This window comes from Novosphingobium sp. Gsoil 351 (genome assembly GCF_009707465.1).
In the GTDB taxonomy this organism is placed as follows: domain Bacteria; phylum Pseudomonadota; class Alphaproteobacteria; order Sphingomonadales; family Sphingomonadaceae; genus Novosphingobium.
On sequence record NZ_CP046120.1, the window covers coordinates 3,111,606 to 3,125,083 of the forward strand.

Annotated in this window: 11 protein-coding genes; 3 read left to right on the forward strand and 8 right to left on the reverse strand. The window is 65.8% G+C overall.

Translation table 11 applies throughout. The annotated features are described in order from the left end of the window. Positions 1-5 precede the first annotated feature (5 nt). On the forward strand, positions 6-485 hold the full coding sequence (locus GKE62_RS15075) for an FCD domain-containing protein (protein WP_255453614.1): 480 nt from the start codon (positions 6-8) through the stop codon (positions 483-485). Here the strand turns inward: GKE62_RS15075 and GKE62_RS15080 are convergent. Genes GKE62_RS15080 through GKE62_RS15115 form a run of 8 tightly spaced genes read right to left on the reverse strand, consistent with a single transcriptional unit; the run spans position 482 to position 11,210 of the window. Next, positions 482-2,434: a cellulase family glycosylhydrolase gene (locus GKE62_RS15080; protein WP_154692947.1), complete on the reverse strand. Its 1,953-nt coding sequence runs from the start codon at positions 2,432-2,434 to the stop codon at positions 482-484. The genes GKE62_RS15075 and GKE62_RS15080 overlap by 4 nt on opposite strands. After that, positions 2,431-3,303 carry a phytanoyl-CoA dioxygenase family protein gene (locus GKE62_RS15085; RefSeq protein WP_154692948.1) on the reverse strand — a complete coding sequence of 291 codons (873 nt, stop codon included), beginning with the start codon at positions 3,301-3,303 and terminating at the stop codon, positions 2,431-2,433. The genes GKE62_RS15080 and GKE62_RS15085 overlap by 4 nt, the downstream gene beginning before the upstream one ends. Beyond that, positions 3,300-4,109: a phytanoyl-CoA dioxygenase family protein gene (locus tag GKE62_RS15090; protein WP_154692949.1), complete on the reverse strand. Its 810-nt coding sequence runs from the start codon at positions 4,107-4,109 to the stop codon at positions 3,300-3,302. Before GKE62_RS15090 ends, GKE62_RS15085 begins: the two co-directional genes overlap by 4 nt. After that, positions 4,109-4,906: a phytanoyl-CoA dioxygenase family protein gene (locus GKE62_RS15095; protein WP_195908437.1), complete on the reverse strand. Its 798-nt coding sequence runs from the start codon at positions 4,904-4,906 to the stop codon at positions 4,109-4,111. The genes GKE62_RS15090 and GKE62_RS15095 overlap by 1 nt, the downstream gene beginning before the upstream one ends. 55 nt (positions 4,907-4,961) lie before the next feature. Beyond that, positions 4,962-6,317, reverse strand: coding sequence for an MFS transporter (locus GKE62_RS15100; RefSeq protein ID WP_154692951.1), 1,356 nt, complete (start codon positions 6,315-6,317; stop codon positions 4,962-4,964). Continuing rightward, positions 6,314-7,816 carry a carboxylesterase/lipase family protein gene (locus GKE62_RS15105; protein WP_195908438.1) on the reverse strand — a complete coding sequence of 501 codons (1,503 nt, stop codon included), beginning with the start codon at positions 7,814-7,816 and terminating at the stop codon, positions 6,314-6,316. The genes GKE62_RS15100 and GKE62_RS15105 overlap by 4 nt, the downstream gene beginning before the upstream one ends. Before the next feature lie 43 nt (positions 7,817-7,859). Continuing rightward, on the reverse strand, positions 7,860-8,756 hold the full coding sequence (locus GKE62_RS15110) for a hypothetical protein (protein WP_154692953.1): 897 nt from the start codon (positions 8,754-8,756) through the stop codon (positions 7,860-7,862). Between the two features lie 6 nt (positions 8,757-8,762). Further along, the gene (locus tag GKE62_RS15115; protein WP_154692954.1) at positions 8,763-11,210 is read right to left on the reverse strand and encodes a TonB-dependent receptor; all 2,448 of its coding nucleotides are present in this window, start codon (positions 11,208-11,210) and stop codon (positions 8,763-8,765) included. Positions 11,211-11,330: 120 nt separating this feature from the next. Here GKE62_RS15115 and GKE62_RS15120 point away from each other — a divergent pair, with 120 nt between their 5' ends. Together GKE62_RS15120 and GKE62_RS15125 are read left to right on the forward strand one after the other, a co-directional pair. Continuing rightward, positions 11,331-12,041 (forward strand): phytanoyl-CoA dioxygenase family protein, encoded by a 711-nt coding sequence (locus GKE62_RS15120; protein WP_195908439.1) that lies wholly within the window; start codon positions 11,331-11,333, stop codon positions 12,039-12,041. Beyond that, positions 12,038-13,258: a glycoside hydrolase family 1 protein gene (locus GKE62_RS15125; RefSeq protein WP_154692956.1), complete on the forward strand. Its 1,221-nt coding sequence runs from the start codon at positions 12,038-12,040 to the stop codon at positions 13,256-13,258. The genes GKE62_RS15120 and GKE62_RS15125 overlap by 4 nt, the downstream gene beginning before the upstream one ends. The last annotated feature ends 220 nt before the right edge of the window (positions 13,259-13,478 follow it).

The following is a 13,478-nucleotide window of genomic DNA, read 5'->3' on the forward strand; positions in this document are numbered from 1 at the left end:
ACGACGTGCTCGATGTCTACCAGCGGCTCTACAAGCTGACTCTGGGGATGGCGATGGAGTTCGGGGACGAGGCTTGGGAGGAGCGCGTCGTCGTCCAGTTGCACCGCTCGGCGAAAGTCCAACCGGTCGCGCCCGACGGCGATCCCGGGGTGCGCGAGCTGTGGCAACGCAATTATTGGGAGCTGCACGGGCAGCTTCTTTCGGGCTGCAACTCGCCCCTGATGTTGCAGCTGCTCGGCGACATCGGCTTTAGAGTCGAGCGCTACGTAAATCTATTCGCCGAGCTCGCGCACGATGCTGGACGCGACGTTGGCGTCGAGCATCGCGCGATCGTGGAGGCCGCGCTGGCCCGCGACAAGCCGCGCGCGATCGCGTTGATCGGAGAATACTTCGCCAGTGCCCAGCCGATGCGGGATTCGATCCACCAGGCACTCGATCGCGCCGAGACGCGTCCGGCGCGCCGCCGGAACGTGGCTGCTATCTAAAGCGGGTCGGCTGGCGGCCGCTCGAGCGTCAACACCGCCTCGCCAGAGCTGAGCGCGCGCAACGCGATCCGCTGGCGCGCATCGTCGCGGACGATCTCGGCGGGAACGCCCTCGAAGCGCACAACCCAGCCATCCGGGTACTGTACGCGCGGAGCATAGATCACTGTCGCGCCGGCGATGCTCGCGTCGGCGGTGAAGCGCAACTCGAAGCGGCCGCTGTCGCGGTCGAACGACACCAACGCGGTGCGGCCCTGGACCCGCGGCGCGTAAGGTCGGCAAAACCCGCCGAGCGCGCGGCCGCCAGCGTCGGGGTGACGCGCATCGTCGATCTGATCGGCCGAGAATATCGACAGGTCCTCCTGGTTCCAGTTGTCGCCGATGCGCAAATCGTTGCGGTTGCTCGCAGTGTAGTTCCACTGGGTCGAATGTAGCCCGAGCGCGTCGATAGCGTCGTACATCAGGTCGAGCGCGGCTTCGTGTTGCGGCCACAAGCTGTCGCGTTGGCCCGCGGCCCAGCGGGCGTAGTCGGCCCCGCCGGCAAGATCGTAAGGTATCCCGAACTCACCGATCAGGGTCGGCGCGCCGCCGGGGAAGGCGTCGGCCGCGGACGCGATCCCGCCAAGCTCGTCGCGGAATCGTGCTGCGGTCGCCTCGAGCCCGTCCCTCGGCTCGAACCGTTTGAGATAGAGCGTTCGGACGTCATACCAGTGGCTGGCGTTGACGACGCGTTCGGGCAACTCGCGTGGGAAAAGACGGCCCGCCGCGTGGGCGAAGGCATCCATTTCGGCAAATACCGACCACGCCGGTTGGCGGCGGCGGATGGTCTCGGCGACGCGTGCATAGAACGGCGCGAACACGTCGTCGTCGAGCTTCACGTTGCGGCCGTTGCGCGCGGTGAAGGCGTCTTCGCGAAGCGCGACCGGAGCGCCGCCTTCGAGCCGGTAGACGCCTGCCGCCTCGAACGGGCAAGTCGTGCCGTCACGCCAGATCGAGACGCGATCGGGATTGAACACCCGTTCGTCGGTCGGCGCCGCCGAGCCGTCCTCCTGACGCGTCAGCACCGGCACCGAGACGGCGCAGCCGCGAGCCAGGGCGAGGGCATCGAGCGGCGCGAGCGCAGGGCCGATCCGCGGCCGCTCGGGGTTGGCGGCGCTGGCAGCGAGATGGCGGTAACTGAGCGGTTGGGCCAGCCAGCCGAGCCCGGGCTCGTTTAGCGTGTCAAAACCGAGCACATGCGGCATGTGCGCCAAACGCTGGGCGACCGCGTCCATTGCGCCGAGGTAGTGGCCCTGGAGGAAGTCCTGCACGTTCTCGCCGTCGATCGTGAAATCCGGCGTCACCCAGCGCCCGGCCCAGAACAGCGTCCACATCACGCCGTTGGCGGGCAGGCGGTAGTTCGAACCCCAGCTCATTTGCGGATAGGTCGCCTGGCGCTTTTCCGTGCTCGTATAGTCGTAGCGCGCCTGCATGACGTGCGCGGCCTCGGCGCTGGCGAATGCGGTGAAGTCGAGCCCGACCGACTCGAAGATCCACCCAGGCGCGCCGTCGCCGCCGGTCATCCGGCTCCACACGTCCTGATGGAAGTCGACGAACAGGTAGAGCCCGTGTTCGCCGGCAAGTCTCGCGACTTCGGCGAAGTAGTCGAGATAGACGTCGTCGTAGAGCCCGGGCCCAGCGTGCTCGACCGCTTCCCAGGTGGTCAGCAGGCGCAACGTGTTGAAGCCCCAACGAGCGATCCGCGCGAGGTGCTCGTCGGCCTCGGCCAACGGAAACGGCCGGCCGATGAACGAGACCTCGCGGTGGTCGGCAAAGTCACTGGGGAATTGGGTGCCGCCATCGGGGTAGGGGACCTTGCTGTCGCCGCCGAGGTTGACCCCGCGCAGCGTCATCTGCGCGCCGCTCGCATCGAGGAACAGCGATCCGCTCTGGGTGACGCGCTGAAGGCTCATGCGCGCTTGGGGATGATGCCCAGACGCTCGGCCCGTTCGCGCCACTCGAGGCCCGCGGCATCGGGCCAGGGCTCGGGCTCTGGAATGCGCCCGCCCTCGAGCGGCCAGGTCACCGGGGTCGCCCCGCCATCGATCACTCCGCCGACCGGGATGGCGTCGCGGTCGACGCTAGGATGCGCGCGCTCGCCGTGGCGGTGCGAGCCGTCGGCGAAGTAGATCGCGGTGTAGACTCGGCGGGTGTCGCCGGAACGGTTGGCCTTAGCCATGTGGGTGGTGAAGCCGTGGTGAAAGATCACGTCGCCCGGCTCGCAGTGGACGTAAACCGGCGGGCGGTCGGCGTAGCGTTCCCGCAATCGGCTGGAGTCGCCGGGCGTGTTGAAGATATCGACGAAGTCGGCCTCATCGTGGTGGCTGCCGGGGATATAGCCCATGCATCCGGTAGCGTCGCTGGTCGCCGCGAACGGGATCCAAACGGTCGCGGTGTCGCGCTCGGCGATGGGCCAGTAGGGCTGGTCCTGGTGCGCTTCGGTCTCGCGCCCGCCGGCCTCCTTGTAGAGCGCCTGGTCGTGCCACAGGCGGACCTTACTCGCTCCGAGCAGCGCCGCGGTCAGCTCGCCGATCTTGGGATGGAAGGTCAGCCCGCGCACGCCGGGAAAGTCCTCCCAGATGTACTGGCACTGCAGGAACGACTGCTCGTAGGGCGTCTTCTCGTCGAGCCTGCGGGTGTCGCCGGCCTTGCGCGTCGTAACCGCCTCGTCGACCGCTGCGCCATAGCGCGCGAGCTCGTCCGCGGTCAGCACGCCCGGCACTTGGACGAAGCCGTCGCGGCGGAAGGCTTCGGCGTAGCGGTCGAGGGCTTCCTGCTTCACGGTCGCTCGCCGCCGACCAGGATAGGAAACTGCCGCTCGGGATCGTCCTGGCGAACGCGCTCGCCATTCTTGATCGCCTGAGCGCCGTCGGGCGCATACTGCAGGATGTAGGCCTTGCGCACGGTCCCGGGCTTGAGGTTCGGCCCGGTGCGGTGTGGGGCGAGGCTGGAGAACACGATCGCGTCGCCGCGCCGGGCCGGCGCCGGGACCGCGTCGGGCACGTCATCGATGCACTTGAGGCCGATCGGGGTCACCCAGTGCTCGAGCGTTCCGAGCTTGTGCATGCCAGGTGCGATCCATGGGCAGCCGTTCTCGGTGTCGACATCGACCAGCGGAATCCAGAAGGTCAGGTATTGCTGCGGATCGACGAAGGTGTAGCCGTTGTCCTGGTGCCACGGGAATTCTTGCGGCTTGCCCGACTTCTTGTAAACCGACTGGTCCCAGTAGAGCCGGACATCGTCGCCGATGAGGTCGTGACAGACTGCGGTGATCGCCGGGTGCGAGGCGAATGCGCGCAGGACCGGCGACTTCTTGACGATATGCCCGGTGAAGGTGATCGCGTCGGCCGCCGAGATCGCGTTGCGACCGCCTCTCTCGCGCAACTCGCGGTCGTGCTCGCGCTCGAGCGGATCGATCGCCGCCTCGACCGCGTCGAGCTCGGCTTGCGTGAAAGCGTCGCGGAGGACGAACCATCCCTGCTCGTCGAACTGGCGTTTCTGCTCTGGGCTTACCCGGCGCAGATCGGTTCCGGCGTTCTGCCAGCGGAAGCCGCGGCTCTCGGGGTGGACCGTGTAGGCGGCGCCCATCACGCCACCTCCAGCCGGCGCACCGGGATCCAGCGGTTCACATGGCTGAGCTTCTCGGCGACCTGCTCGTTCTCGGCGCGGGTGCCGGCGCGGGCGTAGTGATAGACCATCGCCGCGCGGCGCTCTTGCGCCACGTTGTCGGTCGACATGTGCATCAGGTAGCTGTGGAAGAACAGCACGTCGCCCGGCTCCATCAGCGCCGGCTGACGAGCAGAGTCGTCTTCGCTGATGATCTCGGTGTAGGCGCGGTTGGCCTCGGGGCGGCGGTCGGGTACGTGCTCGTGCACCCCGTCCTTGTGCGAGCCGGGCAGCACCCACAGGCAGCCGTTGTCGAGCGTGGCGCGGCTGAGCGCGACCCACACCCCGACTTGCGGCTGGCGGTCGAAGCGGAAGTAGTAGCTGTCCTGGTGCCACGGCTGGCCGATCACCCCGGGGTTCTTGAAGATGAACTGGCTCTGGAAGCAATCGAGGTCGCCGCCGAGGATTTCGCCGACCCTGGCGACGATGGCGGGACTTTCCGCAACCTCGCGGGCAACGCCTTCGGCGTGGCAGTTGAAGACCTTGGCGATCTTGTCCTCGGGGTTGACCGCGCCCGGGCTGGGCACCTTCTCCGGGAAGATCGCGTAGTTGGCGCCGGCTGCGTAAAGCGTCTCGCCCTGGTGGTTTTCGGGCGGATCGGCACGGATCTGGCCGATCACCTCGCGCTCCATTTCCGCGACGACGGCCGACGAGACCAACCCGCGCTCGATGAAGAAGCCGTGCTCGTTCCAGCACTGTCGCCGTTCGGCGGGGGTCATCGTTCTCTCCGTAAATTCGATATAATATGCAATATACATAGCAAATCAGATAGAATCAAGCATCCGGCGATGGCATGCGGGCATTGAGCTCCTCGACGATCGCCTCGTGCGTGCCGCGCTTGAGCGGGTAAGCGAGCATGATCAGCCCGGCGAGGAACACCCCAGCGCCGGGCATCCAGACCATGATCGCCTTGATCCCGGCGAGCGTTTCTGGGCTCTGGTCGGTGTTGGCGACGTAGCCGACGTGCTGGAGCAGCCAGCCGAACAGCCCCGCGCCTATCCCCAGCGCGGCTTTGAGAAAGAACTGGAACAACCCGAAGATGAACGATTCGGTGCGAGCGCCCGAAGTCCATTCGCCATACTCGACGGTGTCCGGCAGCATCGACCAGAAGGTCATCGCGAACCCGAGCGAACCGACGCTCCAGGCCACCAGCCAGATCGTCATCGACAGCGCGGAGCGGAAATCGAACGCCTGGAATATCGCGAGCATGACCAGCGCCCATGCCACCGCGGCAAGCCAGGCATTGCGCTTGCCGATCGACTTCGTCAGCCATACCCAGCCAGGAATGATTGCGAGCCCCGAGACTGCCATGGCGGCAAGCGCAAAGCGCGCCGCCGCCTCGTCATGCAGATAGTATTTGAAATAGTAGAGGATCGATTTGCCGAGCGCGAACGTGCAGATCGACGCGACTACGGTGGCGGCGACCAGCACCCAGAACGCGCGGTTGGGCGCGAGGCCTCGCCAATACCCGCCCAGCGTAAGGCGCGGTTCCTCGTTCGGGAGCTCCGCCGGCTCGCAGGTGATCGCGTAGACCAGCGGATAGATTGCCGTGGCTATCACCGCGAACACCGCCGCGGCATAGGTGTAGCCGTTCGCGGCGTTTCCATTGCCCAGCATGCCGACCAGGGGATAGGTGAAGTACGAAATCGTCAGCGCCGCGAGAACGCCGAAGGTCATCCGCCAGCCAGCCAGCGTCGAGCGTTCGTCCGAATTGTCGGTCAGACGCGCGTTCAGCGAAGTGTAGGGGATCGTCACTGCGGTATAGGCGAAGCGGAAGACGATGTGGCTCATCATCATCCATAGCGTCAGCAGCAGTCCCTCGAACGGCGGGCGCCAATATAGCAGCACGAACGATAGCCCCAAAGGGACGCAGCCGAACAGAATGTAGGGCCGGTAGCGCCCGCGGCTTGTCCGGGTGCGGTCCGCGATGCTGCCCATGATGGGATCGGCCAGTGCGTCGACGATCGAGGCGATCATGTAGATCAGGCCCGCGGTGGCCGCAGAGAGCCCGACCGCATCGGTGTAGAAGAAAAGCAGGAAGATCGATACGCTCTGCCAGTAGAGGTTCGAGGCGTAGTCGCCGAGCGTGAACCCGACCTTCCCGGCCATGCTGAGGCGGTGAGCGGTCATTGAAGGTTCTCCCGGGCGCGACGCTCGTTCATCGCGCGCTCGACTGCATCGAGCCGTGCGGCGTTGCCGAGTTCGCGGGTGGCGGCGCTGCCGGCGGCGACGATCAGCGCTGCATTGCCGCCGGAGGCGACCCGTTCCCAGCGCGGCAGGCCAAAGCCGTTGGGATCGCCGGCACGCGCAAAATTGGTCCAGTAGGTCCCGAGCAGGTCGGAGACCGCGCGGTCCTGAGCGTCGGCGCCCGGCGGCAGGTTGCCGAACACGAACGCGATGTCGCTCGCGTGCTGGGCACGCTGGCGCGTCGCACGCTCTGCCGCGGTGACGTGGTCGAAGCGGTAGAGCCACGTCGGCGCGCCGTGCCCAGCCATAATCCGGGCATAGCCGCGCGCGGCTTCGCCGAAATAGTAGTCGTCGATCAGCGCCGGACTGGGCGGATCGCCATAGCTGCCGCCGAGCGCGGCGAAGCCCGGTCCCAGCGCTGCCTTTATCAGGTCGAGCAGGATCGGCACAAAGGGCTCGGCGCTGAGCTCCGCGCCGTTAGACCCGATCAGGTAGGGGACACGCGGCACGGCGCCCGCCCCGAATTGCTCGACCGGATCGTCGAGTACGGTGACTCCGTCGATCACCGGGCCGGTGAACCGGTCGGGCTGCTGGTCGAGCAGGCCGAGCTTGCCTTGGATCGCTTCGGCGGGAAGCGCGCGCAGCGCAGCCGCGCTCGGGTTGCTTAGGCCCGCGCTTGCCGCAAAAGCTGCCCCTGCGTGGTCCGCCGAAATCCGCGCCGGACGGTCGCGGTCTAGCCGGGCGTAGGGCTCGCGGTTGGCGCCCGACTGGACGATCGCCTTATGGAATAGACCGCGGGCTTGTGGCGCGGCCAATAGGAAGTCGACCGCCGCTCCCCCGGCGGACTCGCCGAAGATCGTGACGTTGCGCGGATCGCCGCCGAACGCGGCAACGTTGCCGCGCACCCACTTGAGCGCCGCAATCATGTCCTCGAAGGCGAAGTTGGCGGATCGCTGCCCGCCGTCTCCCAGCGCCGGGTGACTGAAGAACCCGAACCGCCCGAGGCGGTAGTTGAAGCTGACTAGCACCACCCCGCGCCGCGCGAGCTTCGCGCCATCGAGCACGGGCGAGGCGCTGCTACCCATGACGAACCCGCCGCCGTGGATCCACACCATCACCGGCAGGCGCCGCGCCCGCTCCGGCGCCCACAAATTGAGCGACAGGCAGTCCTCGCTCATCGGCTGATCGGACGGGGTGAGGTCGCGGGGCAGGCGCTGCTGCGGGCAATCGTTGCCGAAGCGCGACGCGTCGCGCGTGCCCTTCCAGCGCTGGGGCGGGGCAGGCGGGCGCCAGCGCAAGACGCCGACCGGCGGAGCGGAGTAGGGAATGCCCGCAAACCCGCGCACCCCGTCGGTCACGCGGCCCGCGACCGTTCCCGCCGGGGCGGCGACGGTCGTCGGCCGCCCGGTCAGTTCGCGCGCATCGGCCGAGTTCACGGTCATCAGCATGGCAAGGATCGCAGCAGCCCGGCGCACCGCCTGGGTGCTACACGGTTTCCGCAACGCGCGCTTCGGCTTCCGCAAAGCAGGCGCGCGCGACTTCGATCAGGAACGCGGATTCGGTCCAGCGGTCGCTCTCCTCGCGCCATTCGCCGTCGGGGCCGATAATCATCTTGGGGTAGAACGCGCGCGCGGGGAGCAGCTCAGGATGGACCGCGAAGTAATCCCCGCGCTCGGCGGAGGCGAGAAACCCCTCGCAGGCCGCGGTCCACATTCGCTTGTAGTAAGCGAGGTGGCGCTCCTCGGCGGGGTCGCTAGCGGTAAGCTGGCCAAAAGCGTTCGACGAGACCCTCAGGTGCATGAAGCGGGTCCGCTCGAAAACCGGGCGCATTGCGGCGAACTTCAGCTCCATGTCGCCGTAGGTCAGCTCGTGACCGATGTACCAGTGCCCGAAGTCTCCGTTGAAACGCAGTTCGGGGAAGCGCGCGATGAGGTCGGTGGTGCGGCGAATGTCCTGTGTCATCGTGGCGCGATGGGTTTCGAGGTAGATCGGGTGACCAAGGGCCTGCGAAGCCTCGAGCAGCCCTTCGGCCAGCCGCGCGGCTTCCGCATCGTCCTCCAGCCCCGTGCCGAGTTGGACCGTTGTGCAGTCGCAGCCTTCGTCGCGCCACTTGGCGGCACCGTCGCGGAGCTCGGCGAGATCGTCGAACACCCGCATCAGCCCCGTCGGGATCAGCCCGGCGGTCAGTGCGGCGGCGGGCTCGAAAGTCTGGATCGCTTCATAGCCAGCCGCCTTGAGCGCGATATAAATCTCCTCACGACTCCCCCGCGGCCCTGCCGACCAGTAAGGGAGATCGGCCGGGGTCAGGAAGCTGATTCCGGCGAGCAACCGCGGCCGCAGATCGCGGCCATCGTTGGTGTTCGGCGGGTTCGGAAACGCCATCTCAGACTAGAAGCTCGCGTCCAGCGTCACGCCCCAGACGCGGTACGAATCAATCGAGAGGAACTGGACGAACGAGCTGCCGACTGGCGCGGGGCCGCCGGCCACCGCCGGCAGCCTGGCACCGTCGGACGAGGCGAAGCCATCGAACGTGGTGACCACCGGATAGCGCTTGTCGAGACAATTGCGGCAGAACCCCGCAAAGCTGAACTTGCCGTCGCCGAACCGCAAGCCGCCTCGCAGGCCGAGCAGGTAGCGCGAGGGCGAGGTCGGGTTGCCCGGGCTTGAGCCGTAGTTGTATTTGTCCGAATAGGCAAAGTCGGCTTGGGCGAAGCCTTCGATGCGGTTGCCAAGCTCGCGGTGATACTCGCTGGCGAGGGTGGCTTTCCACTTCGGTGCATAAGGTAGCTGGCTCAGTGCCGGGCAAACCCCGGTCGTACTGGTGGTGCAGGGCACCTGGAAGCCCTTGTTGAACCGCGCTTCATTGTAGAGCAACCCGCCTGACAGGCTTAGGTTAGGCGTAAGGTTGCCATAAAACGACACTTCTACGCCCTTGGTTGTCGCATAGTCGGCATTTCCCTGAATGAAGTTGGTCGCCAACTGCGGCGGAACCGGGGGTACGTAGATCGTGGTCTGGAATCCGTCGATCTTGCTGTAGAACGCGCTGGCGTTGAGTGCGAAGCGGCCAAACAGCCGCGTCTTGATGCCGACGTCGAACGCATCGACATATTCCGGATCAATCTTGAGCGGTTGGCGCGCAAGGCTGGCGGTGTAGGTCACCGATTCGTTGAGGAATGGTCCCTTATAGCCGCGCGAGTAGCGGGCGAAGACCATGGTGTCCTCGCCAACCTCATATTGCGCTCCCGCCGTGCCGCTGAAGCCCGATTTCTTGATGTGGGCGGCTTCGGCGATGCTTGTGCCGGCTGGGCACGGGACTTGGATCGCGTCGTAGGGAATGCCGCCTGCCAGCGTACAGGAATTGACCGGTAGGACCGAGAAAAACCCGGTGTTGCCAGTAAAGATGTAACGCCCATTGGGGTTCTTGAAGAGATTGAAGCTGAAGTCCTTGAGGTCGTTGTGGGTATAGCGCCCACCGACGAAGATCTTCAGTTCGGGGGTGATGCGCCAATCGACCTGGCCGAACGCGGCGTAGTCGCGCTGCTTGATCATGAACACGGGATTGCGGCGGAACTCCAGCCCGCCCAGGTTAATCCCGAACGTGCCCGTTTGATCGATGACGTCCTTGGTCTTACCGCTGGAGTAGTAAACCCCGGCGACGAAGCTGAGCGGGTTGGCGGTCGACGAGGCGATCCGCGCCTCCTCGCTGAAGGTCCTCGAGACGTAGGGAACGAGATTGCGATCGAGCAGGTTGAGCGGCAGCGTGTCGGCGAAGTCGCCGGCGATGTCAGCATCCTTGCCGAACTCGCCCTTGCGGGTCTTGCGCAGCGCGGTGATCGAAGTGAACGTGAGGTCGTCGCTCAATTCGTAGTCGATTGTCGCCGATCCGCCGTAATTCTTGCGGCCGTAAGTGTCGCCGATCGGCACGCCGGCCGCGCGCAGGCTGTTCGCGCAGACCCGGTTGTTCTTGTTGCCGGCCACGATCCCGCACGCGGCCAGGCGAGCTTCGAGCAGTGATCCGGCCGGCACCTGCTTGAAGACCGCGACGCCGGCGAAGTCGGCGGCGCCGTTGACGCCGTTGCTCGTCAGGTGCTGATAATCCAGCGCCAAGTTGACGGTCAGACGGTCGCTTGGCTTGACCAGGAAGCGAACGCGCCCGCCGACGTCCCTGTTGTCGTCCCATTCGTTGAACATCGTGTTGCGAACGACGTGGCCGGTGCGATCGTAATGGAAGCTGAAGCGAAAAGCCGCCTCGTCGCCCAGCGGCAGATTGGCGATGGCATATCCATGGATATAGTCGTGATTGCCGATATCGACGTGGCCGATCGCTTCGTACTGGTTGAGCTTGGGCGCCTTGGTGACGACGTTGATCACACCGGCATTGGAGTTTTTGCCGAACAACGTGCCCTGTGGTCCGGAAAGAACCTCGACGTTCTCGACGTCGTAGAGCGAGTTCGTCAGTCCGCGGCCGAGGACGACGCCGTCGAGCACGACCGAGACCGATTGCTCCGCCGACCGCCCGAAGCCCTGGGTGCCGATCCCGCGAACCTGATAGACCCCGAAGTTGGTGGCGGTCAGCGCCGGCACCGCGCGAGTCAGATCGGTGGTGGTGGTGATGTTCTGGATGTCGAGCTGGTCCTGGGTGACCGCGGTCACGGTGATCGGCACGTCCTGGACGTCCTCAGCGCGCCGTTGCGCGGTCACGACGATGACGTTGGTGCGGGCCTGCTCGGCGTCGTCGTCGATCGTTGCGGTTTGCGCCATGGCGGGTGCCGCACCCAACGCCAACGTCCCCACCGAAACGCTCAACAGCAGCCTGATGGCCCGAGAATCGACCATTTCGTCCTCTCCTTTCGCGGCATAACTCTATTTGGTCAGCCTTCGAATTGCAGGATTCGACCAAATCCGATACAAAGTCAACGCGCCGATGTAATATGGCGGTGAATCAAGGAAACGCGCGTGCACACTGCCGAGATCGACCGCTTTCACCGCGACGGGTTTCTTTGCATCCCGCGACTGGTCGACGATGCCGCGGTAACCGCGCTTGGGACGGTGTATGACGCGATGCTCGCGGGCGAGATCGACGTCAGCGCCACCGACAACCCGCTGGGGCGGATTACCCGCCAGATCATGATGCCATCGGCGTACCACCCGCTGTTCGAGGACAATCCCGCGCTCGACGCGGGCCGCGCAATCGCCCGCGACCTGCTCGGGGTGCCTGATCCACGGCCGATCTTCGACATGCTGATCTACAAGGAGCCGGGGCAGACGGCGGTAACCCCGTGGCACCAGGACTTCGCCTACTCACAGATGCCGTTCGCGCCAGCCGGGGTTGCCGTCCCCAGCGATCAGACGTTGCAGTTCTGGCTTGCGCTCGACGACGTCGACGAAGCCAACGGCTGCATGCACTTCGTGCCCGGCCAGCACCGCGCGCCCTTGCTCGAACACCATGTTGCCGCGGGGGAGGCCGAATACACCCAGCGTCTTCTCGCGATTCCACATCCCGAGCGAAACCTCGACTTGTCGCAGGCGATCGCCTGCCCGCTGCGCGCCGGGGGGGCGACCGTCCACAACTACGGGACGCCGCACTTCACGTCCGGCAACGTCACCGCGAATCGCCCGCGTCGCGCGTATATCTTCAACTTCTCCAGCCGCCGTCTGGGCGAATGAGCCGCCTACCCGAGCAGTTCCTGTGGGGCACTGCGGTTGCCGCGCATCAGGTCGAAGGCGGCAACGTCAATTCGGATTGCTGGGCGCTCGAGCACGCCAGCCCGTCGGTCTTTGTGGAGCCCTCAGGCGCAGCCTGCGACCATTGGAACCGTTACGAAGAGGACATCGCGCTGGTTGCGCAGTTCGGGCTCAACGCGTTCCGCTTCTCAGTTGAATGGGCGCGCGTCGAACCCGAGCCTGGGGTGTTTTCCACCGCCGCGCTCGATCACTACGCTCGAGTCGTCGACGCGTGCCGCGAGCTGAGCATCGTCCCGGTAGTGACCTTTCACCACTTCACCCAGCCACGCTGGATGGCGGCGCTCGGCGGCTTCGCCGCGCGCGATTTTCCCGCCCGTTTCGCAGCCTACTGCGCGCGCGCCGCTCGTGCTTTCGACGGCATCGGCTTGGCCTGCACAATCAACGAACTCAACCTGCCGGTTTCTGCCGCCGCCTATTTCCAGTCGCGCGCGAGCGACGCCCATCGCGCTGCCGCTCAGGTTGCGTTGGGCGCGCCGTTGGATGCTTTCTTCCTGTTCACCCCGGCCGACGCGATCCTCGGCAATGGTCTCGAGGCGCATCGGCTGGCGCGCGAGGCAATCCGCGCCGAGCGCGTCGAGGTACCTGTGGGGATGACGTTGGCGATCTCGGAAGAGACCGCCGATCCCGGAATCGAGGACCGCCGTGACGCCCGCCGCGAACGCTTCTACGCGCCCTTCCTAGACGCTGCCTGCAACGACGATTTCGTCGGGGTGCAGACCTACGCCCGAACTCATTCGCGCGCCGACGGCTCCGGTCCGCTTCCCGGGGCGCCGGTCACGACGATGGGGTGGGAAGACCGGCCCCTGGCGATCGGTGCGGTTTGTCAATGGATCGGTTCGCGCTGGAACGTGCCGCTGATCGTCACTGAGAACGGCTATCCCGGTTTCGATGACGCCCGACGAGAAGTATTCATCACAACCGCACTCGCAGGCGTGCGCTCCGCGATGGCCGATGGCGCCGATGTTCGCGGCTATTTCTACTGGTCGCTCCTGGACAACTTCGAATGGATGCTCGGCTATCGCCAACGCTTCGGTCTCGTCGAAGTGCAGGCCGACATGCGTCGCGCACCAAAGCGCTCTGCCAGAAGCTATCGATCGCAGCTGTTCCTGAATTCGTGTCCCGACCTAGACGTACGGTGACAAACGCTTGTGGATAGGTTCGGCTTGCGGCCGAAGGGGTCGGTCAGCTGTATTGCGAGGTCCGCTATCTTCGAGCTTGGTCCCGAAACCGGCCATTCCGGACTCGTGAAGAGTTTCGGGCGCCGGTAGGCGTACGAAAGTCCCCGAGGGACGAACCCGCGGGCCCCATGCGCTGGTCTATGGGTAAAACGGTTCTTGGCCGGTCGGCGCTGGTGCGACG